This is a genomic window from Crossiella cryophila (assembly GCF_014204915.1).
In the GTDB taxonomy this organism is placed as follows: Bacteria; Actinomycetota; Actinomycetes; order Mycobacteriales; family Pseudonocardiaceae; genus Crossiella; species Crossiella cryophila.
This window is the reverse complement of sequence record NZ_JACHMH010000001.1, coordinates 1,866,198-1,887,757: the sequence shown is the minus strand read 5'-3', so window position 1 is coordinate 1,887,757 and position 21,560 is coordinate 1,866,198. Positions and strand designations below refer to the sequence as shown.

Below are 21,560 nucleotides of genomic sequence, written 5' to 3'. Positions count from 1 at the left end.
TGACTTGCCCCGCGCCGTAGCGTTGCTGGACGTGCGCTCTTCGGCAGCTCCCTATGCGCGCATGATCGGCGCGGGTTTCCGTCGTTACTCCTCCTATCGTCAGGCCACCGTCGCGGGCCTGTTCACCAACGTCGTCTTCGGGCTGCTCCGGGTCTCGGTGCTCTTCGCCATGCTCGACGGGCGGCGGGAGATCGCCGGCTACGACCCGGCCCGCTCGGCCACCTACGTCTGGCTGGGGCAGGGCATGCTCGCCACCGTCGTGCTGTGGGGACAGCACGAGATCGGCGAGCGGGTGCGCACCGGGGACGTCGTGGTGGACCTGTCCCGGCCGTGGAACCTGCAGCTGGCCCTGCTCGCCGAGGACCTCGGCCGGGCCGGGTACGCCGTGCTCACCCGGTTCCTGCCGCCGGTGGTCTTCGGCGCGCTGTTCTTCCCGTTCCTGTGGCCGGGACAGGGCCTGACCTGGCTGCTGTTCCCGCTGAGCCTGGCGCTGGCCGTCGGCGTGAGCTTCAGCGCCCGGTTCCTGTTGGCGCTGAGCGCGTTCTGGCTGCTGGACAACCGCGGTCCGGTCTCGCTGTACGGCATGTCCGCCGGGATCCTCGGCGGGCTGATCGTGCCGCTGGCCTTCTTCCCGGACTGGGTGCAGACCGTGCTCTGGCTGACCCCGTTCCCCTGTCTGGTGCAGGCCCCGATCGACGTGTTCACCGAGGCCGGTTCGCCGCTGATCCCGTTGGCCTACCAGCTCGCCTGGTTCGGCATCCTCTACCTCGGCGGGCGGCTGGCCATGCTGGGCGCGGTGCGCAAGGTGGTGGTGCAGGGTGGCTAGCGTCGCGGTGTACCGCAGGCTGATCGGCGCCCAGATCCGCTCGCAGCTCAGTTACCGGGCCTCCTTCGCGATGGCCTGTGTCGGCGACGCGGTCGCGCAGGCCACCGAGCTGGTGGCGATCCTGGTGATCTTCTCCCGGATCACCGATCTGGGCGGGTTCAGCCGGGCCGAGGTGCTGTTGATGTACGCGCTGGCCAGCACCTCCTTCGGCCTGGCCGATCTGGCGGTCGGCCAGCTCGACCGGCTGCCGCAGTACCTGCGCACCGGGAAGTTCGACTCGGTGCTGACCCGGCCGCTGAGCAGCCTCGGCCAGATCATGGTCTCGGACTTCCAGCTGCGGCGGCTGGGCCGGATCTGCCTTGGTATCGGCGTGCTGACCTATGTGGTGTCCACAGTGGACATCGCGTGGAGCCTGCCGACCGCGCTGCTGCTGGTGATCACCCCGATCGCGGGCGCGGTGCTGATGAGCGCGGTGTGGATCATGGCGGCCTCGGTGTGCTTCTGGCTGATCGAGGGCTCGGACCTGGCCAACAGCCTCACCTACGGCGGGCACTTCCTCGCCTCGTACCCGATCACCGTCTACCCGGCCTGGCTGCGCACCGCGCTGGCCTTCGTCATCCCGGCCGCCTTCATCGCCTACTTCCCCGCGCTCGCCCTGCTCGGCAAGCCCGATCCCCTTGGCACGCCTGCCTTCCTGGGCTGGATCAGCCCGCTCGTGGCGGTGCTCGCGCTGGGGCTGGCCGCGCTGGTGTGGCGGGCCGCGGTCAGACACTACCGAGGGACTGGATCATGACCCCGCACCTCGAAGCCGAGGACCTGACCCGCACCTTCACCGTGCGCCGCAAGCTCAGCCGGTTCCGCAGCGAACGGCACGAGGTGACCGCGGTGGACTCGGTGTCCTTCGCGGTGGAGCGCGGCGAGGCGGTCGGCTACGTCGGGCCCAACGGCGCCGGCAAGTCGACCACGATCAAGATGCTCACCGGCATCCTCACCCCCACCGGCGGCCGGGTGCGCACCTGCGGGCTGGACCCGTCCCGGCGGCGGGTGGAGCTGGCCGCGCGCATCGGCGTGGTCTTCGGCCAGCGCAGCCAGCTCTGGTGGGACCTGCCGCTGACCGACAGCTTCGCGCTGCTGCGCGACATCTACCGGGTGCCGGCCGCCGAGCACGCCTCCCGGCTCGCGGAATGCGTGGAACTGCTGGGGCTGGGCGATTTCCTGGGCACGCCGGTGCGCCAGCTCTCCCTCGGCCAGCGGATGCGCGGCGAGGTCACCGCGGCCCTGCTGCACGCCCCGGAACTGCTGGTGCTGGACGAGCCGACCATCGGCCTGGACCTGGAGTCCAAGGAGCGGCTGCGTGAGTTCCTGGCCGAGCTGAACGCCACCCGCGGCGTCACCCTGCTGCTGACCACGCACGACCTGGACGACATCGAACGGCTGTGCCGCCGGTTGCTGGTGATCGACCACGGCCGGGTGCTGGCCGACGGGCCGCTGTCCCGGCTGCGCACCGAGGCGGTCGGTGAGCGCACCCTGGTGGTCGACCTGGAACAGCCTGCCGAGCCGCTGACCGGGCTGCCGGGGGTGACCGGCTGCCGGGTGGAGAACGAGGGCAGGCGGCACCACCTGACCTTCCGGCGGGACCGGATCACCGCGGCCGCGCTGATCGCGGCGGTGGCCGAACGGGCCGCGGTGCACGACATCTCGGTGGTGGAGCCCAGCATCGACGACGTGATCCGCCGGCTCTACGCGGGCGAGGTTGTCCACCCAGCGGAGGAGATCGGGGTCAACCCGGGGACCGACGCGGGCTGACTTCCGATCTCCCTAGCCTTGGCGCCACTGACGACGTCCACCACTGGAGGGGTTCCGATGCGCAGGTCACGGCTGGTCTTACTCGCACTCGCCGCGGTGCCGGCGATCGCCGTGCTCGGCGCCTGCCAGCAGGCGAGCGCGTTCGCGGACAAGGCCAAGGTGTGCACCGAGGCGATCAACCTGGCCACCCTGCAGCCGAACCCGGACGACCCGCAGCAGACCAGGAACGAGGCCAAGGAGAAGGCCGACCGGCTGATCGACCTGACCAAGAACGTGGCCGAGGCCGACGTCAAGGGCGCGCTGACCACGGTGGCCGACCACTACACCGCGCTGGCCAAGGAGAAGGTCGACGGCGTGGTCAACCTGGGCAACTGGGCCAAGCAGACGGTGCAGAACCTGAACACCGTGCGCAAGGTCTGCCTGGGCTGATCAGGTCTTGCGGGCCAGCAGCACCGCGTCGTAGAGGGCCTTGCGGCTGACCCCGGTGCTGGCCGCGACCGCGGCGGTGGCGTCCTTGAGCCGGGCGCCACCGCGCACCCGTTCCTCCACCACCTCCACCAGCGCGGTCACCTCGACCTCGTCCTGCTCGGCTGACACTCCCGCGAGCACCACGGTGATCTCCCCGCGCACGCCCTCGGCCGCCCACTCGGCCAGTTCGCCGAGGGTGCCGCGGCGGACCTCCTCGTAGGTCTTGGTCAGCTCGCGGCAGACCGCGGCCTGCCGGTCGGGGCCGAGCACGTCGGCGGCGTCGGCCAGGGTGTCCGCGAGCCGGTGCGGGGCCTCGAAGAACACGCAGGTCCGCTGCTCGCTGCTGAGCTGGACCAGCCAGCGCCGCCGGTCGCCAGACTTGCGCGGCGGGAAGCCCTCGAAGCAGAACCGCTCGCAGGGCAGGCCGGAGACGGCCAGCGCGGTGGTCACCGCGGAGGGCCCCGGCAGGCAGGTGACGTGCAGGTCCTCGGTCACGCAGGCGGCGACCAGGCGGTAGCCGGGGTCGGACACGCTGGGCATGCCGGCGTCGGTGACCAGCACGACCGTCTCCCCGCCGCGGATGGCCTCGACCAGGCCGGGCAGCCTGCCCACCTCGTTCTGCTCGTAGAAGCTCACGATCCGGCCGAGTGGCTCGACCTTGAGTGCGGCGCACAGGTTGCGCAGGCGTCGGGTGTCCTCGGCGGCGATGACATCGGCGCTGCGCAGGGCCTCGGACAGGCGCGGTGAGGCGTCGCCGATCTCGCCAAGCGGGGTGGCGGCGAGCACCAATCGACCCGATCCGGGTGGGGCGTCCATGCTCCTCACCCTACGATCGACGCCGTGAGTGTTCTGGTGCCGCCCGCCGCCGGCCGTTCCACCGACGAGGGCTGGCTGGCAGCCGAGAAGGCGCCGCCGCCCGAACCACCGGGTGGCGCCGTGGTCCACGACCCGGCCGAGAGGCTCGGCCCGCCCATGCCCACCGACCGCCTGCGTGGCTGGCTGGTGACCCTGTCGCTGGCGCTGCTGGGCGGGCTGGTGCGGTTCTGGAACCTGGCCCACCCCACCGACAAGGGCACGCCGGTCTTCGACGAGAAGCACTACGTGCCGCAGGCCTGGCAGGTGCTGCGCAACGGCGGCTACGAGGACAACCCCGGCTTCCGGCTGATCGTGCACCCGCCGCTGGGCAAGCAGCTGATCGGCTTCGGCGAGTGGCTCTTCGGCTACAACGGCCTGGGCTGGCGGTTCACCGCGGCCATCGCGGGCGTGGTGTGCATCATCCTGATCGTCCGGATCGCGCGGCGGCTGACCCGCTCCACGCTGCTGGGCGCGCTGGCCGGGGTGCTGCTGGTGGCCGACGGGGTCAGCCACGTGCAGTCCAGGGTCGGCATGCTGGACATCTTCCTGACCGTGTTCATCGTGGCCGGGTTCGGCGCGTTGCTGGTGGACCGGGACCTGGTGCGCAACCGGCTGGCGGTGGCGGTGCGCGAGGGCTGGATCAACGCCAGTGAGTACGGGCCGCGGCTCGGTTTCCGCTGGTGGCGCTTTGCCGGTGTGCTGCTGCTCGGGCTCGGCCTCGGCGTGAAGTGGTCGGCGGCCTTCTTCGTGCTGGCCTTCGCCGCGCTGAGCGTGTTCTGGGACGTCACCGCCCGCCGCGCGGCCGGGGTGCGCCGCCCGTGGCGCGGCACCATCGCCAGGGACCTGTTCCCGGCCTTCGCCGCCTTCGCGGTGGTGCCGGTGCTGGTCTACTTCGGCACCTGGTGGGCCTGGTACGCCAGTGAGACCGGGGTGGACCGGCACCTGGTCGGCGGCACCCTGCCCGAGGGCGGGACCTGGGGCTTCATCCCGGACGCGCTGCGTGCGCTGCTGTACAACAACGGCGAGGTGCTCACCTTCCACAACAACCTCAGCCCGACCGAGAAACACCCGTACGAGTCCAAGCCGTGGGCGTGGCCGATGGGTCTCAAGCCGATGCTCTACTACTTGGAGTCCAACGGCGTGGTGCCCGGCTGCGGCCGCACCGACTGCATGGCGGGCGTGAAGCTGATCGGCACCCCGGCCATGTGGTGGCTGGCCTTCCCGATGCTGGGCTGGGCGGTCTGGCGCGCCTTCGGCAAGCTGGACTGGCGTTACGCCGCCGTGCTGGTCGGCTACTGCGCGGGCTGGCTGCCCTGGTTCACCAACCTGGACCGCCAGATGTACTACTTCTACGCCACCCCGATGGCCCCGTTCATGGTGCTGGGCCTGGTGCTGATCCTGGGCGAGATCCTGGGCAAGGCCACCGACGGCGTGGAAAGACGCAAGACCGGGCTGCTGGTGGTCGCGCTGTACGTGGGCCTGGTGATCGCCAACTTCGTCTGGCTGTGGCCGATCCTCAACGGCGATTCGGTGACCCCGTGGCGCTGGCAGGCCGAGGTCTGGCTGCCGTCCTGGAACTAGCTCAGCCGAGCAGGACCAGGCCGAAGAGCAGCAGCACCAGGCCGCGGAAGGTGTTGGCCAGGTAGGCGACCGGGATCGGCCCGCCGCCGAGTTCGATGGTGGCGGTGCTGGTCTCGTAGCTGGCCGCGTCGCGGGCGACCGTGCGCAGCGCGGACACCGCGACCAGCGGCACGACCAGGGCCAGCGCCGGGGTCAGCGCGGCCGGGGCGAGCAGCAGCGCGGCCGCGGTCCACAGCGTGACCAGGGCGGTGAGCAGACCGGCCCAGGTCCACCAGATCACCCGGCGGTCGAAGCCGAGCCAGCGGCGCAGCCCGGCGCCGCGGTACAGCCCGCCGAGACCGCCGGTGAAGGGCAGCGCGGCGAAGTAGCCGCCGAGCCCGAACAGCCAGACCGGCGACAGCCCCCAGGCCGTCCCGGCCGCGGCCAGGCCCGCGAGCAGCAGCGCGGGCAGCACGAAGCGGCGGCGGGCGAGCAGCCGGACCAGCTCCAGCCGCAGCAGCACCGGCCTGCGCAGGGTGAGGCGGGCGGAGACGGGTTCGCCGACCGGGAGCAGCAGCAGGACGTCCAGGAACCGGGTCGCGGTGCCACGCACCACCCGCCCCGCCCAGCGCCGGACCAGCACGGCCCGGCCCAGCCGATCGGCCGCCCGTCTCGCGCCGAGCAGAACGGCCCCGGTCAGGGCCAGGAAGGCGCCGGAGACGGTGGCCAGCAGGATCGGCGTGAGCAGTCCGCAGAGCGCGACGATCGCCACCGCGGCCAGCACCGCGGGCAGCGCGAGTTCGACCGCGCTGGTCAACTCGGTCGGCAGCCGCCACACCAGCACCGCGGTCAGCAGCGCGCTGCTGAGCAGCAGCGCGGTGCCCGCGAGGGTGGCGGGCACGGACAGCCCGCCGACGAGCGCGGCCAGCCCCCACAGGTAACCGAGTCCGCCCAGCCGGGCCGCCCAGGCCGCCCACATCCGGCGGCCCAGGGTGCGCACCCGCCCGCCGGGCCCGAAGTCGGACCAGGTGAGCTGGGCCGGACTGGCCCACTGGAACCCGCGCTGGCTCAGTGAACGCCAGGCCAGCGCGGCGGCCAGGCAGAGCAGGGCCAGTACCGCGGGCTCGGCGGCCGCCCCGGTGGTCACGCCCAGGGTGCGGCGGACGTCGGCCAGGTCGAAGAACGGGTAGACCAGCACCGCGGCCAGGAAAACCCAGCCCAGGGCGCGGTCATCCGGCAGCAGGCGGGTCACGTCAGCTCCACCGTGCGATCCGCGATGGCCGCCCGCAGGTTCGGATCATGCGTGGCCACCACCACCGCGACCCCCTCGGCCGTGCACTGCCGCACCAACTCCGCCACCCAGCCCCGCGCCCCGGCGTCCAGTGCCCGCTCGGGTTCGTCCAGCAACAGCACGTCGTGCGGCCGCGCGATCGCGCCGAGCAGCAGCAACCGCTGCCGCTGCCCCGCGCTCAGCGCCGCCGCGGCCACGTCCGCGCACACCCCGAGTCCGGCGTACTCCAGCAGCTCCTGCACATCCGCTGGAGTGGCCGGGCGGCCGAAGGAGCCGAGCAGCAGGTCGATGTGCTGACGTGGGCTGAGTTCGGCGAAGAGTTCGGAGTCGTCCAGCTTCACCGACACGGCCCGCCGGAACGCCACCGAGGTCTCATCCGGCACCACCCCGGCCACCAGCACCTGGCCCTCGCTGACCGGCTGGGTGCCGTAGACACAGCGCAGCAGGGTCGACTTCCCGATGCCGTTGGCCCCCGTCAGCGCCACGCACTCACCGGACTCCACGGTCAGGTCCAGCTCCCGGAACAGCCACCGCTCCGCGACCCGGACCCCCAGGCCCGCCGCGACGATCTCCGCCATGTCCGCACGCTACCGGGATCCGCCATCGAGTGATGGCTTGCCAACGGGGCAAACGCAACACTGGCCGCCATGACCGAAGACTTCCGCTACGGCTGGGACGCACCGCGCATCCCGCCCTACGAAGGCCCCCTACCCCCGACACCCCCCAACCTGGAGGTCGGCCGCTTCCCCACCATCGCCGAGATCCGGCGGCTGCTGCCCGCGAAGGCGCTGGCGGAGTTCGAGCGACAGCTGGCCGGGGCCAGGCTTGATGAGCTGGTGGCGGTGGTGCAGGACTGGGGCGCGCACGCGGTGCACCTGCACGACGAGGAGTACCAGCGGGCGGCCCGGCTGATCGCGGAGGGGCGGGACGGGGAGCTGGAGTCGGTACGCAGGCTCCGGCTGGAGCGGGGGGAACTGTGACCGGCGGCTACCTGGTGGTCTACGAGGACCAACCGCGCAAGACCCTGGACGGGCTGCCAGCGGCCACCCGCGCGCGCATCACCGGGCGGATCGAGAGCTGGGCCAGGAACGCGGAGCTGCTCGACTGCGAGGACTACTCCAGCCACCGGATCGACGAGCCGCCGGTCTTCAGCGCGCGGGTCCGGGTCCGGCACACCAGCCGGGCCGTGATCACGGTGACCCTGCTCGCCCTGGCCTGATCGCCTAGCCGAATCGGGCGATCAGCTCCGCCCGGTCCAACCGCAGGTCATATTGATCGATGTCCGCCGCGAACCCCTGCGGCACGATCTTCTCCACCCGGAATCCCAGGTGCTCGAAGAACCCGGTGCTGTGCTGGCTGGTGCTCAGGGTGACCGCGACCGCATCCGGATCGGCCGCGATCAGCCGCAGCCTCGCCTCCAGCAGTGCCCGGCCGAGGCCCTGGCGGTGCCTGCGTCGTTCGACCATCCCCCAGCACAGCGTCCACACGCCCGGTTGCGCGCCGTTGGGCGCGTGCCCGCCCGCGGCCACCAGTCCGCCGTTGATCCGGCCGACCAGGTAGACCCCCGGCAGCTTGTCCAGGAACTCGGTGAACTCCGCGCGCTCGCTCGCGGCGAAGAAGAACGGCACGTTGCTGTCGAACAGCCGCAGGCAGTCGTCGCGATCGGCTCGTTCGTACGCCGTCAGACGCATCATTGCCATCGAGGCCTCCCCAGCCTCTCGGGATGGGTGAGTATGACCAGCCCGGACCGGGACACGCCAGCCTCTCCAGTGAATGTAAACGCTTTCCAATTCGGCCGACCGGACCTGTCGCGATGACCTGCCGGGATGGTCGCATGTGCGGGTGACCGCACGTACCGCAGTTGTACTCGCCGTAGCCGCCGCGGCCGCCCTGCTCCCCAGTCCGGCCTCGGCCGCGCTCCCGGCCTCGGTGGTCAGCCGCGCCTGGTTCGGCGGCGGCGCCGACGGCCCATCCGGCACGCCGGCGGTGAGTGCGGACGGCCGGTTCGTGGCCTTCGCCTCGACCGCGACCAACCTGGTCCCCCACGACCGGAACGGGCACTCCGACATCTTCGTCCGGGACACCTGGACCGGGCTGACGACACAGGTCAGCGGGGGTGACGGTCCGGCGTACGACGCCCCGGCGATCAGCGCCGACGGGCGACTGGTCGCCTACCTCACCGACGCCGCCGACCTGGTGCCCGGCGATGCCAACGGCCTGCCGGACGTGGTGGTCACCGACCGCCGCACCGGCCGCACCACCGGGGTGAGCACCGGCGGTGACGGGGAGTCCTTCGGCGCGCCCTCGATCAGCGCGGACGGGCGGTTCGTGGTGTTCCGCTCCGCCGCGACCAACCTGGTGCCCGGCGACACCAACGGGGTCGCGGACGTCTTCGTGCGGGATCTGCGCACCGGCGGGATCGAGCGGGTCAGCGTGGCCGCGGCCGGGACCCAGGGCGACAAGCTGGCCCACCACGGCACCGCGGTCAGCGCGGACGGGCGGTTCGTGGTGTTCCCATCGGCCGCGACCAACCTGGTGCCGGGCGATACCAACGGCAGCGTGGACATGTTCCTCAAGGACCGCGCCACCGGCACGGTGACCAGGGCGAACACCACCGCCACCGGAGAGCAGAGCAGCTCGTACACGCTGATGCCGGCGATCACCGCCGACGGCGGGCAGGTGTTCTTCGTGGCCTGGGGCGACAACCTGGTGCCCGGCGACACCGAGGACACCCCGGACGTGTTCGTGAAGACCCTGCGCACCGGGGAGATCCGCCGGGTCAACACCGCCGGCGACGGGCGGGCCGCGGACGCCCAGCCCTACCAGCCCACGATCAGCGCGGACGGCCGCTACCTGAGCTTCTCCTCGATCGCGGCGAACCTGGTGCCCGGCGACACCAACAACGTCGACGACGTCTTCCTCAAGGACCTGCGCACCGGCGTGCTGACCCGGATCAGCCTGCGCGCCAACGGGAAGCAGGCCGACGGCTTCTCCGTCACGCCCGCGCTGAGCGCGGACGGCCGCAGCATCGCCTTCGCCTCGCACGCCCGGCTCGGCCTCGGCGAGGGCAGGCACCCGGACGTCTACCTGGTGCGCCGATAGCGCGCGGGACGCGCCGGTCTGAGCCGACCGGCGCGTCCCGAAGGCTCAGACCTGTTGGTACGCCTTGAGATTGCGCAGCAGCAGGTGGGTGTCGTTGATGTTGGCCGCGTCGCTGAGCGAGCGGTAGATGCCCCACTTGGGCCGCAGCCGGTCGCCCAGCCAGGTGTCCACATTGGACTTGCGCACGTCCAGCACGGTGCTGCCACCGTCGCGCACCACCCAGCGCACCGCGCCGTTGCCGTCGCCCACCTTGATCTCCACCTCGGTGTCGATCCACTTGTTCTGCAACGGCGCCAGGTCGGTGTCCCCGACCGTCACGTCGCCCTCCCACACCTTGAACTCGATGGTCGAGCGAGTCCCCTTGCGCCGCAACGACATCACCGTCACCGGCGCGGAACCCAGGCCGGGCATCTTGGTCTGCATGATGTGGGTGAAGCTGGTGGTGGCCTTCAGCGAGCTGGGGATGAACATCGAGTAGGTGAACCGCCAGGTCTGCCCGTTGAACAGGTCCACGTTGGCGCCGCCGCTGCGCATGCCGCGGACCTCATTGCGCTGCCGGTCGGTGGAGGTGTCCCGGTCCCGCTTGTGCATGTCGAAGCGGTAGGTATCGCCCGAGGCGTAGATGTGCTTGACGCCGGGGTGCGAGTTCGCCCGGTCGTCCTCCACCCCCTCGAACGCGCCCAGCCCGTCCCGGCTGGGCACCGGCGCCCAGCGCTGCTGCCAGGCCATCGGCGCGGCCAGCGCGCTGGGACCGGCCAGGGAGAGCGCGGCGGCGCCGCCGAACAGGGACAGCGCGGTACGGCGGCTGACTTCGCGTGCGTTGCTCACGGTCTTCTCCTCAGTTCCGTCGTCAGGGATGGCGGCGGACCCTGAGTAAGCGCTTACATGCTGACGGCACAAGGAAAAGACTGTCAACGATTCACGGTTCTGAACGCACCGCCCGTGGCCCCGCACCCCGCTCTTGGGGAGGTCAGCGCGCGTGAGCGCGGGTGCCACGGACGGTGGACCGCCGGTGCCGGGAGCTGGGGGTCCCCTGACACCGGGTGCGGCCTGACCCCATTCCCCGTGGGGACAGACCGCCGTCGGACTCAGCGCATCCTGGTGAGCGAGACCAGGGGTACGCCTGCGGACTCGATGTGCATCCGGCTGCGGCCGTCGGCGTCCTCGGTCAGCGCGGCCACCCCGACCACGTCCGCCGCCTCGTCCCGGAGCACCGAGATGAGGCTGCCGATCGCGTGGCAGTGGGTCAGCGCGGAATCGACGATCAGCACCCGGCGGCCCTGCAACCGGCCGTAGGTGAAGATCTCCGCACTGCGCCGCCTCGGCACGCCGTGCCGCTCGGTGTCCAGCTTCCAGGCCAGGTGGTACGGCAGGCCGGAGGCCATGGCCACCGCGAGCGTCGGCACGATCCCGCTGGTGTCGAAGCCGAGCAGCACGTCCGGCCGGTCGTGGTGTGGATCGCCCAGCCAGCTCTGCCAGAGCGCGTGGCCGACGGCCAGCAGCCGGGACGGCTCCACCGGATGGGCCACCCCGTCCAGCTCGTGCACCACCCTGGCCGGTGGCACGTCGGAGGGAAGGTCAAGGCACAAGATCTGGCACGCCTGGAAGTCCACGCTCGGGGCGGGGACCTCCTCCAGGGTCGTCATGGCGGTCCGACCTCCTCCTGCCTCGCACCGAGGCGCCTGCACACCGGTCGAACTGTAGGGACACGGCGCGAGAGCCGGATTGGGCAGCGAGCACACCTGGGACCAGGCCGACTGTGCACTGGGCAAGTCATGGGATGTCTGAGCGTGATCAGGCTCTCTTATTCCCGCATATGCGCGCTGCCCTGCCCGCCCGCCCACACCTGGTCCGATTGCACAGCCCGGAAGAACGCGCTCTCACTAGGGTTCACCGCCATGGGTCGTCTCCGGGTCTCCATGGACATCGGCGGCACGTTCACCGACGTGGTCGCCTACGACGAGCAGACCGGCGGGTACCGGGTCGGCAAGCGCCCGACCACCCCGGGTGAGCTGGCCACCGGGGTGCTGGACGCCCTCGGCGCGGTGGTCGATCCGCTGTCCGGAATCGGCTTCCTGGTGCACGGCACCACCCAGGGACTCAACGCGCTGCTGCAGCGTCGCGGCGTTCGGGTGATGTTGCTGGCCTCGGCCGGCGCGGCCGACGTCTACCACATCGCGCGTGGTCCGCGGTCCCGGATGTACGACCTGCAGTACCGCAAACCCGAGCCGCTGGTGCCGCGCCGGGACATCGTGCCGGTGCCCGGCCGGATCGACCCCGAGGGCGCCGAACTCACCCCATTGGACGAGCGGGTGGTGCGGGCCGCGGCGGCCAGGGTGCGCGCGGAGGGCTTCGGCGCGGTCGCGGTGTCCTTCCTCTACGGCTACGCCAACCCGGCGCACGAGCTGCGCGCGGGCGAGATCCTGCGGGAGGAGCTGGGCGCGGACTTCGCCGTCTCGCTCTCGCACCAGAGCGCGAACGAGTGGCGGGAGTACGAGCGCACCTCCTCCGCGGTGGTGGAGGCATACATCGGCCCGGTGGTGCGGGACTACCTCGGCGGCCTCACCCGCGACCTGGCCGCACAGGACGTGGCCGCGCCACTGCACGTCATGCAGTCCTCCGGCGGCATCATCTCCGCGCACTCCGCCCGCGAGCGCCCGTTGCAGACCCTGCTCTCCGGCCCGGTCGGCGGCACCATGGGCGGGGTCGCGCTGGCCGCGGCGCTCGGCAGGGACAACCTGATCTACGTGGACATGGGCGGCACCTCCTTCGACGTCTCCCTGGTCATCAACGGCCGGCCTGATATCACCCCGGAGATCCGGCTGGATGGCCTGCCGATGTTGCTCAGCGCGGTGGACATCCACACCGTCGGCGCCGGTGGCGGCTCGGTGGCCTGGACCGAGGCCGGCGGCCTGCGGGTCGGCCCGCGCTCGGCCGGGGCCGCACCCGGACCGGCCTGTTACGGCCACGGCGGCAGCGAGCCCACCGTCACCGACGCCAACCTGGTGCTCGGCCGGATCGAACCCGGTTCCTTCGCAGGCGGCGAGCTGACCCTGCGGCCGGAACTGGCCGAGGCCGCGATCGCCAAGCTGGGCGCGGAGTTCGACCTGGGCACGCCGGAGATGGCCGAGGGCGTGTGCGCGGTGGCGAACGCGACCATGGCGGGCGCGATCCGCACCATCACCGTCTCCCGCGGCATCGAACCGCGGGAGTTCACCCTGGTCGCCTTCGGTGGCGCGGGCCCGATGCACGCGGTGTTCCTGGCCCGTGAGCTGGGCATCGGCGAGGTCGTGGTGCCGCGCTTCCCCGGTGCCTTCTCCGCCTGGGGCATGCTGCAGACCGAGATCCGCCGCGACCTGGTCGAACCGCACTTCCGGCTGGACGCCGACCTGGACGGCGCGGCCATGTCCGCCCGCCTCACCGCGATGGCCGGGACCGGGCTGGCCTGGCTGGCCGAGGAACACGTCCCCGAGGCGGCCCGGCGCAGCACGCACGCGGCCGACATCCGTTACGCCGCACAGGAATACACCCTCACCGTGCCGCTGCTCAGCGCGTCCGAACCCGCCGAGCCCGGCTTCCTGAGCGCGGTCGCGCAGCGGTTCGCGCAGGTGCACCAGGCCCGCTACGGCCACGCCAACCCCGGTGCGCCGATCGAGTTCGTCGCACTGCGCACCACCGTGCAGGGCGACCTCGGCCGGGCCGCCCCCGAGAAACTGGCCGCGGCGACCGAACCCCTTGGGCCGCAACGACAACGCCCGGTCTTCTTCGACGGGGCCTGGCGGGACACCCCGATCCTGCACCGCGCCGAGCTGGCCGCCGGGCACGCGCTGGCCGGTCCGGCGATCGTGCTGGAGGACACCGCGACCACCGTGGTGCCACCGGGATTCGCCCTGTCCGTTGACTCGCTCGGCTCGCTCGTGGTGCGCAGGGAGGACCAGTCATGACCGTCGACCCGGTCACCGTGGAGATCATCCGCAACGCCCTGGCGGCGGCCGCGGAGGACATGAACGCCACCCTGATCCGCTCCGCCTACACCCCGGTGATCTACGAGTGCGGGGACTGCGTGGTCGCCCTGCTCGACGACGAGCACCAGGTACTCGGCCAGTCCGCGGGCTTACCGATCTTCCTGGGGAACCTGGAGATCTGCACCAGGGCCACCGAGGAACGCTTCGGCCGGGACGCCTGGAAACCCGGCGACGTCTGGATCCTCAACGACTCCTACCTGGCAGGCACCCACCTCAACGACGTGACCCTGTTCGGCCCGGTGTTCGTCGGCGAGGAGCTGGCCGGGTTCACCGCCACCCGCGCGCACTGGATCGACGTCGGCTCCAAGGACCCCGGCGGCTCGATGGACTCGGTGACCATCTTCCAGGAGGGCCTGCGCCTTGGCCCGCAGAAGCTGCTCGACGCCGGCGTCCCGGTGCACAACGTCATCGACACCATCACCACCAACGTGCGCTTCCCCTACCCCACCGCGGGCGATCTGCGGGCGATGACCGCGACCATCGAGATGGGTCAGCGCAGGCTGGCCGAGATCGTGGCCCGGTTCGGCCTGGCCACCGTGCGCGCGGCCAGGGACGAGATCTTCGCGCAGACCGAACGGCTGGAACGCGAGGTCATCCGGGCCATCCCGGACGGCGTCTACCGGGCGGAAGGCTTCCTGGACAACGACGGCATCGACCTGGCCACCCCGATCCCGGTCCGGCTCACCGTCACCGTCGCCGGCGAGACCCTCGACTTCGACGTGCGCGACTCCGCCGACCAGACCGTGGGCCCGATCAACTGCGGCGCGGCGCAGACCGTGTCCGCCTGCCGGGTCGGCTACAAGCTGCTGGTCAGCCCGGACGTGCCCGGCAACGGCGGCTCGTTCCGGCCGCTGACCGTGCAGGTGCGGCCGGGATCGGTCTTCGGCGCGCAGGCCCCTGCCGCCTGCCAGTGGTACTTCTCCCACCTTGGCCTGCTCATCGACCTGGTCGCGCGCGCCCTCGCGCCCGCGCTGCCGGACCGGGTGGCCGCGGCCAGCCACGGCGACTCGATGATCGTGATGTACGCGGGCGTTGACCCGCGCACCGGCCGCGAGTACGTCAGCCAGGAGGCCACCGTCGGCGGCTGGGGCGGCTGGCAGGGCAGCGACGGGGAGAGCGCGTTGATCAACAACGTGAACGGCTCGCTGCGGGACATGCCGATCGAGGTGCTGGAGAGCCGGTTCCCGCTGCGGATCACCCGGTACGAGATCCGGCCGGACTCCGGCGGCGCCGGCCAGTGGCGCGGCGGCAACGGCGTGCTGCGCGAGTACATCGTGCTCGCCGACTGCACGGTCTCGCTCTGGTTCGAGCGCTCGGTCACCCCGGCCTGGGGATTGTTCGGCGGTAATCCAGCCGAACCCCCGGCGGTGACGATCAATCCGGGTCGCGCCGATGAACAGCGAATGCTGAAATGCAACGGTTTGCATTTACGTGCCGGCGATGTCGTTCGCTGTGTCACCGGTGGTGGCGGCGGATTCGGCGCGGCGGACAAACGCGCGCCGGAAGCGGTCAGGGCGGATGTGCTGGACGGTCACCTCACCGCTGAGCACGCGCAAGTGGTCTACGGCGTCCACTGAGGACTATCCGGCAGACAAGCCGATCCGGCATTCGACAATGCCTCCATTCCGGTGTACTGATCAGGAATGCGCATCGGAGTCCGCCTCGGGGTGAACCGTGCGCACGGTGCGTTGGCCCATGAAGGCCAGGTGCTGGCCACCGCCGCGAACACGGTGGCCGGCCGGGGCGGGCGCCAGCTCAGCGGACTGCTGAAACAACTGGCCGCCTCCTCGCCGTCCATCGTCGATTCGGTCACCTGGGACGTCTCCGCGTTGTTCGAGCGCGCGCTGCGCCGCAACAGCGGGGTGCAGCCGGTGGGCGCGATCCGGGTGCTGCCGCGCGCGCCACGGCATCGCGGGCATCCGTTCGAGCTGGTCCGCGCGCTGATCGCGTGGGAGGCCGTGGTCACCGGCGGGCACGACATCTTCGGCGCGGAAATGGCCGCGCTGGACCTGGACGGCGCGCTGAAACAGGTCGAAACCGCCTACGCCCAAGGCATTCGCACCCTGACCGTCACCGCGACCGGCGCCTCCGGCTGCGCCGAGCACGAGCAGGCCATCGCGGGCCGGGTCGCCGAGGAATTCCCTGACCTGCGGGTCTGCCTCTCGCACGAGGTCGGCGGGCTCGGCCTGGTGGAACGCGAGGCCACCAACGTGGTCAACGCGGCCCTGCTGGACTTCTGCGAGGACCTGGTCGACCGCTGTGAGCGGATCACCGCCACCCTGGACGGCCCGCCGAGCTGCTGGTTCGCCACCGGCGACGGCGGCAGGGTCTCCGCGCGGCGGCTGCGCTCGGTCCCGGCCCGCGGCCTGGCCGCCACCGCCGCGGCCGCACTGCGTGGCGCGGCCCTGCTCTCCGGCCGCACCGACGGCCCCATTGTGTTGACCGGCCCCAGGGAACTGCTCGTCGGCGAGGTCCGCGCCGGGCTGCCGCGGGTCGAGGGCGATCTGCTCGGCGGGCTCGGCGTCCGGCTGGTCGCCCCGCAGGCGGTGCTCAGCACGCGTCCGGCCGCCACCGCCGACGCGGTGGCCGCGCAACTGCGTGAGCAGGAGGGCGCGGGCGCGGTCGGCGTGCTCGACGAGGGCGGCGAGGACCTGGCCGAACACCTGCACCGCAAGACCCGTCCGGTGCTGGCCATGGTGCGCACCCCGGCCGACCTGTGCGCGGTCGGCGCGGCGGTGAGCGAGCCCAGCGCCTGGCTGGACCTGGTGGTCACCGCGGACACCGCCGAGGACCTGCAACGCAGGCAGAGCATGCTGGAACGGCAGGCGTTGTCCCTGGTCGCGGCCAGCGGCGCGCGGCCGGGCCGGGAACGGGTGATCCGCTCGGTGGCCACCTCGCTGGCCTTCCTCGGCCGCGACGCCTACCGGCTCTGGGTCTACGTGGGCAGCCGCCCGGAGCCGGAGCAGCGCACATGACCATCACCCAGATCACCGCCGAGGACATCCCGGTGCTGCTGGCCGGGGCCCAGTTGCTGTGCTCCTCTGCCGGCTCGATCGCACTGGACGGCTACCGCACCGCGATCGAGGAAGTGTTGCGCCGCAACGGTCCGGTGCCGCTGGTGGCGTTGGACGACCTGCCACCGGACGCGCTGTGCGTGTCCATCGGCGCACTCGGCGGCTTCGCCCCGATGATCGAGCTGCCGCCCAACGGCGACGAGGGCGTGCTCGCCGTCCGCGCGCTGGAGGAACGCCTGGGCCGCAAGGTGGACGCGATCGTCTCGCTCAACTCCGCCGGTCCCAACGCGGTCTTCCCGGTCGCCTCGGCCGCCGCGCTCGGCCTGCCGCTGGTGGACTGCGACGGCATGGGCCGGGTGCTGCCGCTGATGATCCAGACCACCTACGCGCTGGCCGGCCTGCCGATCGGTCCGCTGGCCGGGGTCGGGCTGGCCGGGGACGTGCTGGTGCTGGACAGCAGTGAGCACCGCTCGGAGTTGTTGCTGCGCGCGGCGATGAAGGCGGCAGGCGGCTGGCTGCTGTGCGCCAGCTACCCGGCCACGGTCGCCGCACTGCGCCCGGCCGCGCTGCGCGGGGCGACCAGCCGCGCGCTGACCGTGGGCCGGATGCTCACCACCGCCGACGATCGCGAGGCGCTGCTGGCCGGGCTGACCAGGATCATGGGCTCGCGGGTGCTGGGCAGCGGCCGGGTGATCGAACTCGGGCACGCCACCCGCACCGTCGGCCCGCGGATCTACCCGTCCGTGCCGACCAGCATCGTGGTCGGCGAGTACGGCAGCGCGGGCAGGCTGATCCGGCTGGAGGGCCACAGCGAACTGCTGCTCGCGGTGATCGACGGCGCGGTCGCCGCGGCCGTGCCCGATGTGCTGTGCCTGCTGGACCGGCACGAGTTGAAGGTGGTCGGCATGGAGTCGGTTGGCCTCGGCCACCACGTTGACGTGCTGGTGCTGCCGGTATCGCCGATGTGGCACACCCCGGCCGGGCTGGCCATGGCCGGTCCGCGCGCGTTCGGTTTCCCGGTCCGGCACCCGCGTGAGGAGGAGGCATGAGCCGCAGCCGCGTGCCAGAGCCGTTGAGCGTGGCCGAGTTGCTGCACTTCGGCCCGCTGGCCAAGGCCCAGGTCTTCGCCGCGGACGATCTGGACCGTCAGGTCGCCGCGGTCGCGCTGGTCGCCGAACTGGACCAGATCCACCAGTGCGAACCGCATTCCGCGGTGGTCCTGCACGGCGCCGCTGCACTGGGCGCGTGGGCGCTGGAATCCGCGCTGCGGCTGGCCTGGGAACGCAACGCGGCCTGCCTGCTCGCCCCCGCCGAGATCACCGTGACCACCCCGACCGCGCAACTCGCCGAACGCCTGCGGGTGCCGCTGTTCGTGGTCGCCGACCCGGCCAGGAGCGCACTGGAACTGGCCGCCGCGATCTCCGACACCGAGGCGGCCAGGGCCCGGCTGACCGCCCGCTGCGCGGTCCTCTTCGGCGAACGCGCCACCGCCCGCGACATCGTCGGCGTGATCAACACCGAGGTCCCCGGCGTGATCACCGCCCTGGTCACCGACGACGGCCACGTGCTGGCAGGCCGCTCCGCCGCGGACAGATCCCAGGGCAGCCACCGGGTCGAGGTCGCCGTGCCCGGCCCCGACGGCAGGCCATGGGCCACCCTGGTCGCCCAGCTCGCCGCCTGGTCCCCGTCCTGGGTGGAGACCGTCCGCACCATCCTCCGCCTGGCCAGGGCACCCCTGGCCGCCACCGTCGGCCGGGCCTGGCTGACCCCGGTTTTCCAAGCGGCCAAAGAAAAACTCCTGCTGCACACGCTGCTCACCGCCCCCGACGCCACTGTCGAACGCCAGGCCCGCGACGTCGGCTGGCGCCTGGACGGCGAGCACATCGCGGTCTTCCTCAAACCGTCGGAACGCGTGCCAGGCCCCGCCGAGGTCGCCACCCCCGGCGTCGTGGTCGCCTGGCGCGAGTCCTTCGGCGACCTGCCGCTGATCCCGCGCGAGGACGGCTGGCTGAGCTGGTGGACCGCGGTCCCCGGCGGCCCCGCCGAGATCGCCACCAGGGTGCACGACCACCTGGCCGCCGCCGCCCTGCCCATCCCGCTGGTCGCGGGCATCGGCGTGCCCGGCAAGGACCTGCCCGGCCTGACCCGCTCGATCAGCGAGGCCATCCTGGCCGCCGCCGTGGCCAGCCGCCCCGGCGGCAACCCGGTGGAACAGTTCGGCGACCTGGGCCCCCGCGCCGTCCTGGCCTGCCTGCCGGTGGACGACATCGCCGCCGCGGCCCGCGTCGCCCTGGTCGACCTGATCAACGCCCCGGACGCCGAGGTCCTGCTCACCGCCCTCACCGCCCTGCTGGACTGCGCCGGCTCCACCGGCCAGGCGGCCACCCGCCTTGGCGTGCACCGCAACACAGTGCTCGGCCGCCTGGAACGCATCCGTGCCCGCGGCATCGACCTGGACTCCCCCGACCAGCGCCTGGCCCTGCACCTGGCCTGCTACGCCCTGCTCAGCGCCGACACCCCGACATGACGAAGCGCCCCCTGGCGGGAGGCCAAGGGGCGCTGCGGTGGCAACCGAGGGAGTCGAACCCTGTGCGGCTTATGAAGGCGGCACCCATAACCGGCCCAGACCCTTCGGTGGGCGACGGTTGCCTTGCTGTGCTGTCCTGCGGTTCTGCCCTGTACAACGGTGGAGACGCCCCAGGTATTCATCGCTTACGCGGTTTTCCCCGGTGACCTCAGCCACTTCGCGCGAAGAAGCCTACCAACCAGTACGCCCCGCCCCGACACCGGGTCGAACTTCTCGATGGGACCCCCGCATGATCCTCAACCTGGGCCACCGGAACCTCACCGAACTGCCCCCGCTCCCCCCGGCCCTCACCGAGCTGTACCTGCACGACAACGCCCTGCGGACGCTCCCGGACACCCTCGGCGACCACCCCGCCCTGCGCATCCTCGACCTGGGCCACAACCAGCTGGACAGCCTGCCCACCACCCTGGGCAACCTGACAAACCTGGAGTTCCTCTACGCCAGCGACGGCCACCTGACCGAGGCCCCCGACACCCTGGGCAACCTCACCAACCTCCGCTACCTGAACCTGACGCACCAGCAGCTCACCGAGTTCCCACCCACCCTCGGCAACCTGCGAAACCTGGTCGAACTCCGCCTCTACGACAACAAGGCGCGCACCCTGCCCGCCACCTTCACCAACCTGCACGCCCTGCGCGAACTCCACCTGGACGACAACACCCTCACCGAACTCCCACCCCTGCCCGGCCTGACCGCCCTGCACACCCTGTCCCTGCGCAACAACGCCCTGACCACCTTCCCCACCGCCCTGCTGACCCTGCCCCGCCTCCGCCACCTGGACCTGCGCGCCAACGGCATCAAGACCCTCCCCGACACCCTGCACACCCACCCAGCCCTGGAAAAACTCGACCTCCGCTGGAACCCCCTGCAGACCGAACCACCCTGGATCGCCGAGCTGGAGTCCCGCGGCTGCCTGGTCTACCGCTCCGGCGCCGCCGACTGACCCACACGATTGGGTGTCGATTGCCCACAGAAGCGAGCCAGCGCACGGATCCCCTGGCCAGCGAGGGGCTAGAGTGCCGCTTTGGCCCACATCCACCCAGGAGGCAACACCGTGGTTCAGCACACCGGTGGCGAGAACGGCGACGAGTAACCCGCCACCACCAAGACTTCAGCGAGGCCCGCTCCCACCCGAGCGGGCCTTCGCTATTTCTTCAGCTCCAGCCGCACGCCGACCTTGCGGCTGACCGGCATCCGCTGCACCTCCACGGTGACCTGCGTGCGTTCCCCGCTCTCGTCCACCGCCAGCGTCGCCACCCCGTCCCCGGTCCGGAACCCGATCGGCTCCCAGTACACGGTCGCCCCCAGCGGCAGGATCACCTTGTACACCGCCCGCTCCACCGGGTTGCCGAACTTGAAGGTGAAGTCGTCCGGGTTGCGCCGCGAGGTCAGCGGCACGCTCTTGCCCGGCCAGAACCACTCCATCCGCAACCGCACATCGGTGCCCACCGCGGCCGGCGTGGTGAAGTGCGACATCACACTGATCCGCCCATCCGGCATCCAGTCCTTGGTAACCCGGAACCGCGTCCCCGCCCGCCCATCCACCGCCACACTACGAACGTTCACCGACACCTTCCGCTGATACCGCTTCGGCTGCGGCCACCCCGCCCCAAACCGCAACCGCACAAACGGCGCATCCTGCCCCTCAATCACCGCATGAATAACAATAAACTCCCGAGTATCCCCATTAGCCTCGATATAAGCCGTCTGCTCCCAACTCAACACCCGAAAATTCCGCGGATGCTGCTCCCACAAAGCATCCCCATAACTACGAACCAGATGCTTCTGCTCCTCCAACTCCCCCAGCAACCGCCGCCGATCCCCCGTCAACGCCACCATGATCGCCAACACCACCAGCAACGTCCCCACCATCACCCCCGCCCGCACAGCCGCGTCCCCGAACAACACCCCCAACACAGCCCCGAACGACATCAACCCCAACGCACCCCGAACGATCCCCCGAGCCCCCTCCTCAGCAAGGAAGCCGTCCAACCAGTCCACAAACCGAGGAAACAAGACCGCCCCC

General features: G+C 71.6%; 21 protein-coding genes. 14 read left to right on the top strand and 7 right to left on the bottom strand.

Features of this window, described 5'->3' with window-relative positions; translation table 11 throughout:
• Positions 1–31: 31 nt before the first annotated feature.
• The 4 genes from HNR67_RS08910 to HNR67_RS08895 are packed head-to-tail and all read left to right on the top strand — an operon-like array spanning position 32 to position 3,061.
• Positions 32–826 carry an ABC transporter permease gene (locus HNR67_RS08910; RefSeq protein WP_312986816.1) on the top strand — a complete coding sequence of 265 codons (795 nt, stop codon included), beginning with the start codon at positions 32–34 and terminating at the stop codon, positions 824–826.
• Positions 819–1,619, top strand: a complete 801-nt coding sequence (locus tag HNR67_RS08905; protein ID WP_312986814.1) for an ABC transporter permease — start codon at positions 819–821, stop codon at positions 1,617–1,619. The genes HNR67_RS08910 and HNR67_RS08905 overlap by 8 nt, the downstream gene beginning before the upstream one ends.
• Positions 1,616–2,632, top strand: coding sequence for an ABC transporter ATP-binding protein (locus HNR67_RS08900; RefSeq protein ID WP_185001594.1), 1,017 nt, complete (start codon positions 1,616–1,618; stop codon positions 2,630–2,632). Before HNR67_RS08905 ends, HNR67_RS08900 begins: the two co-directional genes overlap by 4 nt.
• 57 nt (positions 2,633–2,689) lie before the next feature.
• On the top strand, positions 2,690–3,061 hold the full coding sequence (locus HNR67_RS08895) for a hypothetical protein (RefSeq protein WP_185001593.1): 372 nt from the start codon (positions 2,690–2,692) through the stop codon (positions 3,059–3,061).
• Here the strand turns inward: HNR67_RS08895 and rsmI are convergent, their stop codons facing one another.
• A complete protein-coding gene (gene rsmI / locus HNR67_RS08890) occupies positions 3,062–3,916 on the bottom strand; it encodes a 16S rRNA (cytidine(1402)-2'-O)-methyltransferase (protein ID WP_185001592.1) in 855 nt (284 codons plus the stop codon).
• A 156-nt stretch (positions 3,917–4,072) separates the two neighbouring features.
• Between rsmI and HNR67_RS08885 the strand changes: the two genes are divergently transcribed.
• Positions 4,073–5,536: a dolichyl-phosphate-mannose--protein mannosyltransferase gene (locus tag HNR67_RS08885; protein ID WP_185010368.1), complete on the top strand. Its 1,464-nt coding sequence runs from the start codon at positions 4,073–4,075 to the stop codon at positions 5,534–5,536.
• Between the two features lies 1 nt (position 5,537).
• On the opposite strand, the gene HNR67_RS08880 is transcribed toward HNR67_RS08885, so the two are convergent.
• Both HNR67_RS08880 and HNR67_RS08875 read right to left on the bottom strand, forming a co-directional pair.
• Positions 5,538–6,767 carry a hypothetical protein gene (locus HNR67_RS08880; protein WP_185001591.1) on the bottom strand — a complete coding sequence of 410 codons (1,230 nt, stop codon included), beginning with the start codon at positions 6,765–6,767 and terminating at the stop codon, positions 5,538–5,540.
• A complete protein-coding gene (locus HNR67_RS08875) occupies positions 6,764–7,384 on the bottom strand; it encodes an ABC transporter ATP-binding protein (RefSeq protein WP_185001590.1) in 621 nt (206 codons plus the stop codon). Before HNR67_RS08875 ends, HNR67_RS08880 begins: the two co-directional genes overlap by 4 nt.
• A 69-nt stretch (positions 7,385–7,453) precedes the next feature.
• Between HNR67_RS08875 and HNR67_RS08870 the strand changes: the two genes are divergently transcribed.
• Together HNR67_RS08870 and HNR67_RS08865 are read left to right on the top strand one after the other, a co-directional pair.
• A complete protein-coding gene (locus HNR67_RS08870) occupies positions 7,454–7,786 on the top strand; it encodes a hypothetical protein (protein ID WP_185001589.1) in 333 nt (110 codons plus the stop codon).
• Positions 7,783–8,025: a hypothetical protein gene (locus tag HNR67_RS08865; RefSeq protein WP_185001588.1), complete on the top strand. Its 243-nt coding sequence runs from the start codon at positions 7,783–7,785 to the stop codon at positions 8,023–8,025. Before HNR67_RS08870 ends, HNR67_RS08865 begins: the two co-directional genes overlap by 4 nt.
• A gap of 4 nt (positions 8,026–8,029) precedes the next feature.
• Here HNR67_RS08865 and HNR67_RS08860 read toward each other — a convergent pair whose 3' ends face one another.
• On the bottom strand, positions 8,030–8,506 hold the full coding sequence (locus HNR67_RS08860; protein ID WP_221489817.1) for a GNAT family N-acetyltransferase: 477 nt from the start codon (positions 8,504–8,506) through the stop codon (positions 8,030–8,032).
• 142 nt (positions 8,507–8,648) lie between these two features.
• Between HNR67_RS08860 and HNR67_RS08855 the strand changes: the two genes are divergently transcribed.
• Positions 8,649–9,908, top strand: a complete 1,260-nt coding sequence (locus HNR67_RS08855) for a TolB family protein (protein WP_185001587.1) — start codon at positions 8,649–8,651, stop codon at positions 9,906–9,908.
• Positions 9,909–9,953: 45 nt separating this feature from the next.
• Here the strand turns inward: HNR67_RS08855 and HNR67_RS08850 are convergent, their stop codons facing one another.
• Complete coding sequence (locus tag HNR67_RS08850; protein ID WP_185001586.1) at positions 9,954–10,736, bottom strand: Tat pathway signal sequence domain protein; 783 nt, start codon at positions 10,734–10,736, stop codon at positions 9,954–9,956.
• A 260-nt stretch (positions 10,737–10,996) separates the two neighbouring features.
• Positions 10,997–11,554, bottom strand: coding sequence for a phosphoribosyltransferase (locus HNR67_RS08845; protein WP_185001585.1), 558 nt, complete (start codon positions 11,552–11,554; stop codon positions 10,997–10,999).
• A gap of 252 nt (positions 11,555–11,806) precedes the next feature.
• Here HNR67_RS08845 and HNR67_RS08840 point away from each other — a divergent pair, with 252 nt between their 5' ends.
• The 6 genes from HNR67_RS08840 (at position 11,807) to HNR67_RS08815 (ending at position 20,477) form a co-directional block, all read left to right on the top strand.
• Positions 11,807–13,852: a hydantoinase/oxoprolinase family protein gene (locus HNR67_RS08840; RefSeq protein WP_185001584.1), complete on the top strand. Its 2,046-nt coding sequence runs from the start codon at positions 11,807–11,809 to the stop codon at positions 13,850–13,852.
• Positions 13,849–15,510 carry a hydantoinase B/oxoprolinase family protein gene (locus tag HNR67_RS08835; protein WP_185001583.1) on the top strand — a complete coding sequence of 554 codons (1,662 nt, stop codon included), beginning with the start codon at positions 13,849–13,851 and terminating at the stop codon, positions 15,508–15,510. The genes HNR67_RS08840 and HNR67_RS08835 overlap by 4 nt, the downstream gene beginning before the upstream one ends.
• A gap of 66 nt (positions 15,511–15,576) precedes the next feature.
• The gene (locus HNR67_RS08830) at positions 15,577–16,908 is read left to right on the top strand and encodes a hypothetical protein (protein WP_185001582.1); all 1,332 of its coding nucleotides are present in this window, start codon (positions 15,577–15,579) and stop codon (positions 16,906–16,908) included.
• Positions 16,905–17,996 carry a DUF917 domain-containing protein gene (locus tag HNR67_RS08825; protein ID WP_185001581.1) on the top strand — a complete coding sequence of 364 codons (1,092 nt, stop codon included), beginning with the start codon at positions 16,905–16,907 and terminating at the stop codon, positions 17,994–17,996. The genes HNR67_RS08830 and HNR67_RS08825 overlap by 4 nt, the downstream gene beginning before the upstream one ends.
• Positions 17,993–19,474 (top strand): PucR family transcriptional regulator, encoded by a 1,482-nt coding sequence (locus tag HNR67_RS08820; RefSeq protein WP_185001580.1) that lies wholly within the window; start codon positions 17,993–17,995, stop codon positions 19,472–19,474. Before HNR67_RS08825 ends, HNR67_RS08820 begins: the two co-directional genes overlap by 4 nt.
• A gap of 289 nt (positions 19,475–19,763) precedes the next feature.
• A complete protein-coding gene (locus HNR67_RS08815) occupies positions 19,764–20,477 on the top strand; it encodes a leucine-rich repeat domain-containing protein (protein ID WP_185001579.1) in 714 nt (237 codons plus the stop codon).
• Positions 20,478–20,680: 203 nt separating this feature from the next.
• On the opposite strand, the gene HNR67_RS08810 is transcribed toward HNR67_RS08815, so the two are convergent.
• Positions 20,681–21,394 (bottom strand): hypothetical protein, encoded by a 714-nt coding sequence (locus tag HNR67_RS08810; protein WP_185001578.1) that lies wholly within the window; start codon positions 21,392–21,394, stop codon positions 20,681–20,683.
• Between the last annotated feature and the right edge of the window lie 166 nt (positions 21,395–21,560).

Coding starts and splice junctions, on each gene's coding strand:
- HNR67_RS08815 (WP_185001579.1), top strand. CDS start 19,764: ATGATCCTCAACCTGGGCCACCGGAACCTCACCGAACTGCCCCCGCTC.
- HNR67_RS08840 (WP_185001584.1), top strand. CDS start 11,807: ATGGGTCGTCTCCGGGTCTCCATGGACATCGGCGGCACGTTCACCGAC.
- HNR67_RS08845 (WP_185001585.1), bottom strand. CDS start 11,554: ATGACGACCCTGGAGGAGGTCCCCGCCCCGAGCGTGGACTTCCAGGCG.
- HNR67_RS08830 (WP_185001582.1), top strand. CDS start 15,577: ATGCGCATCGGAGTCCGCCTCGGGGTGAACCGTGCGCACGGTGCGTTG.
- HNR67_RS08885 (WP_185010368.1), top strand. CDS start 4,073: ATGCCCACCGACCGCCTGCGTGGCTGGCTGGTGACCCTGTCGCTGGCG.
- rsmI (WP_185001592.1), bottom strand. CDS start 3,916: ATGGACGCCCCACCCGGATCGGGTCGATTGGTGCTCGCCGCCACCCCG.
- HNR67_RS08875 (WP_185001590.1), bottom strand. CDS start 7,384: ATGGCGGAGATCGTCGCGGCGGGCCTGGGGGTCCGGGTCGCGGAGCGG.
- HNR67_RS08835 (WP_185001583.1), top strand. CDS start 13,849: ATGACCGTCGACCCGGTCACCGTGGAGATCATCCGCAACGCCCTGGCG.
- HNR67_RS08825 (WP_185001581.1), top strand. CDS start 16,905: ATGACCATCACCCAGATCACCGCCGAGGACATCCCGGTGCTGCTGGCC.
- HNR67_RS08895 (WP_185001593.1), top strand. CDS start 2,690: ATGCGCAGGTCACGGCTGGTCTTACTCGCACTCGCCGCGGTGCCGGCG.
- HNR67_RS08870 (WP_185001589.1), top strand. CDS start 7,454: ATGACCGAAGACTTCCGCTACGGCTGGGACGCACCGCGCATCCCGCCC.
- HNR67_RS08820 (WP_185001580.1), top strand. CDS start 17,993: ATGAGCCGCAGCCGCGTGCCAGAGCCGTTGAGCGTGGCCGAGTTGCTG.
- HNR67_RS08900 (WP_185001594.1), top strand. CDS start 1,616: ATGACCCCGCACCTCGAAGCCGAGGACCTGACCCGCACCTTCACCGTG.
- HNR67_RS08860 (WP_221489817.1), bottom strand. CDS start 8,506: ATGGCAATGATGCGTCTGACGGCGTACGAACGAGCCGATCGCGACGAC.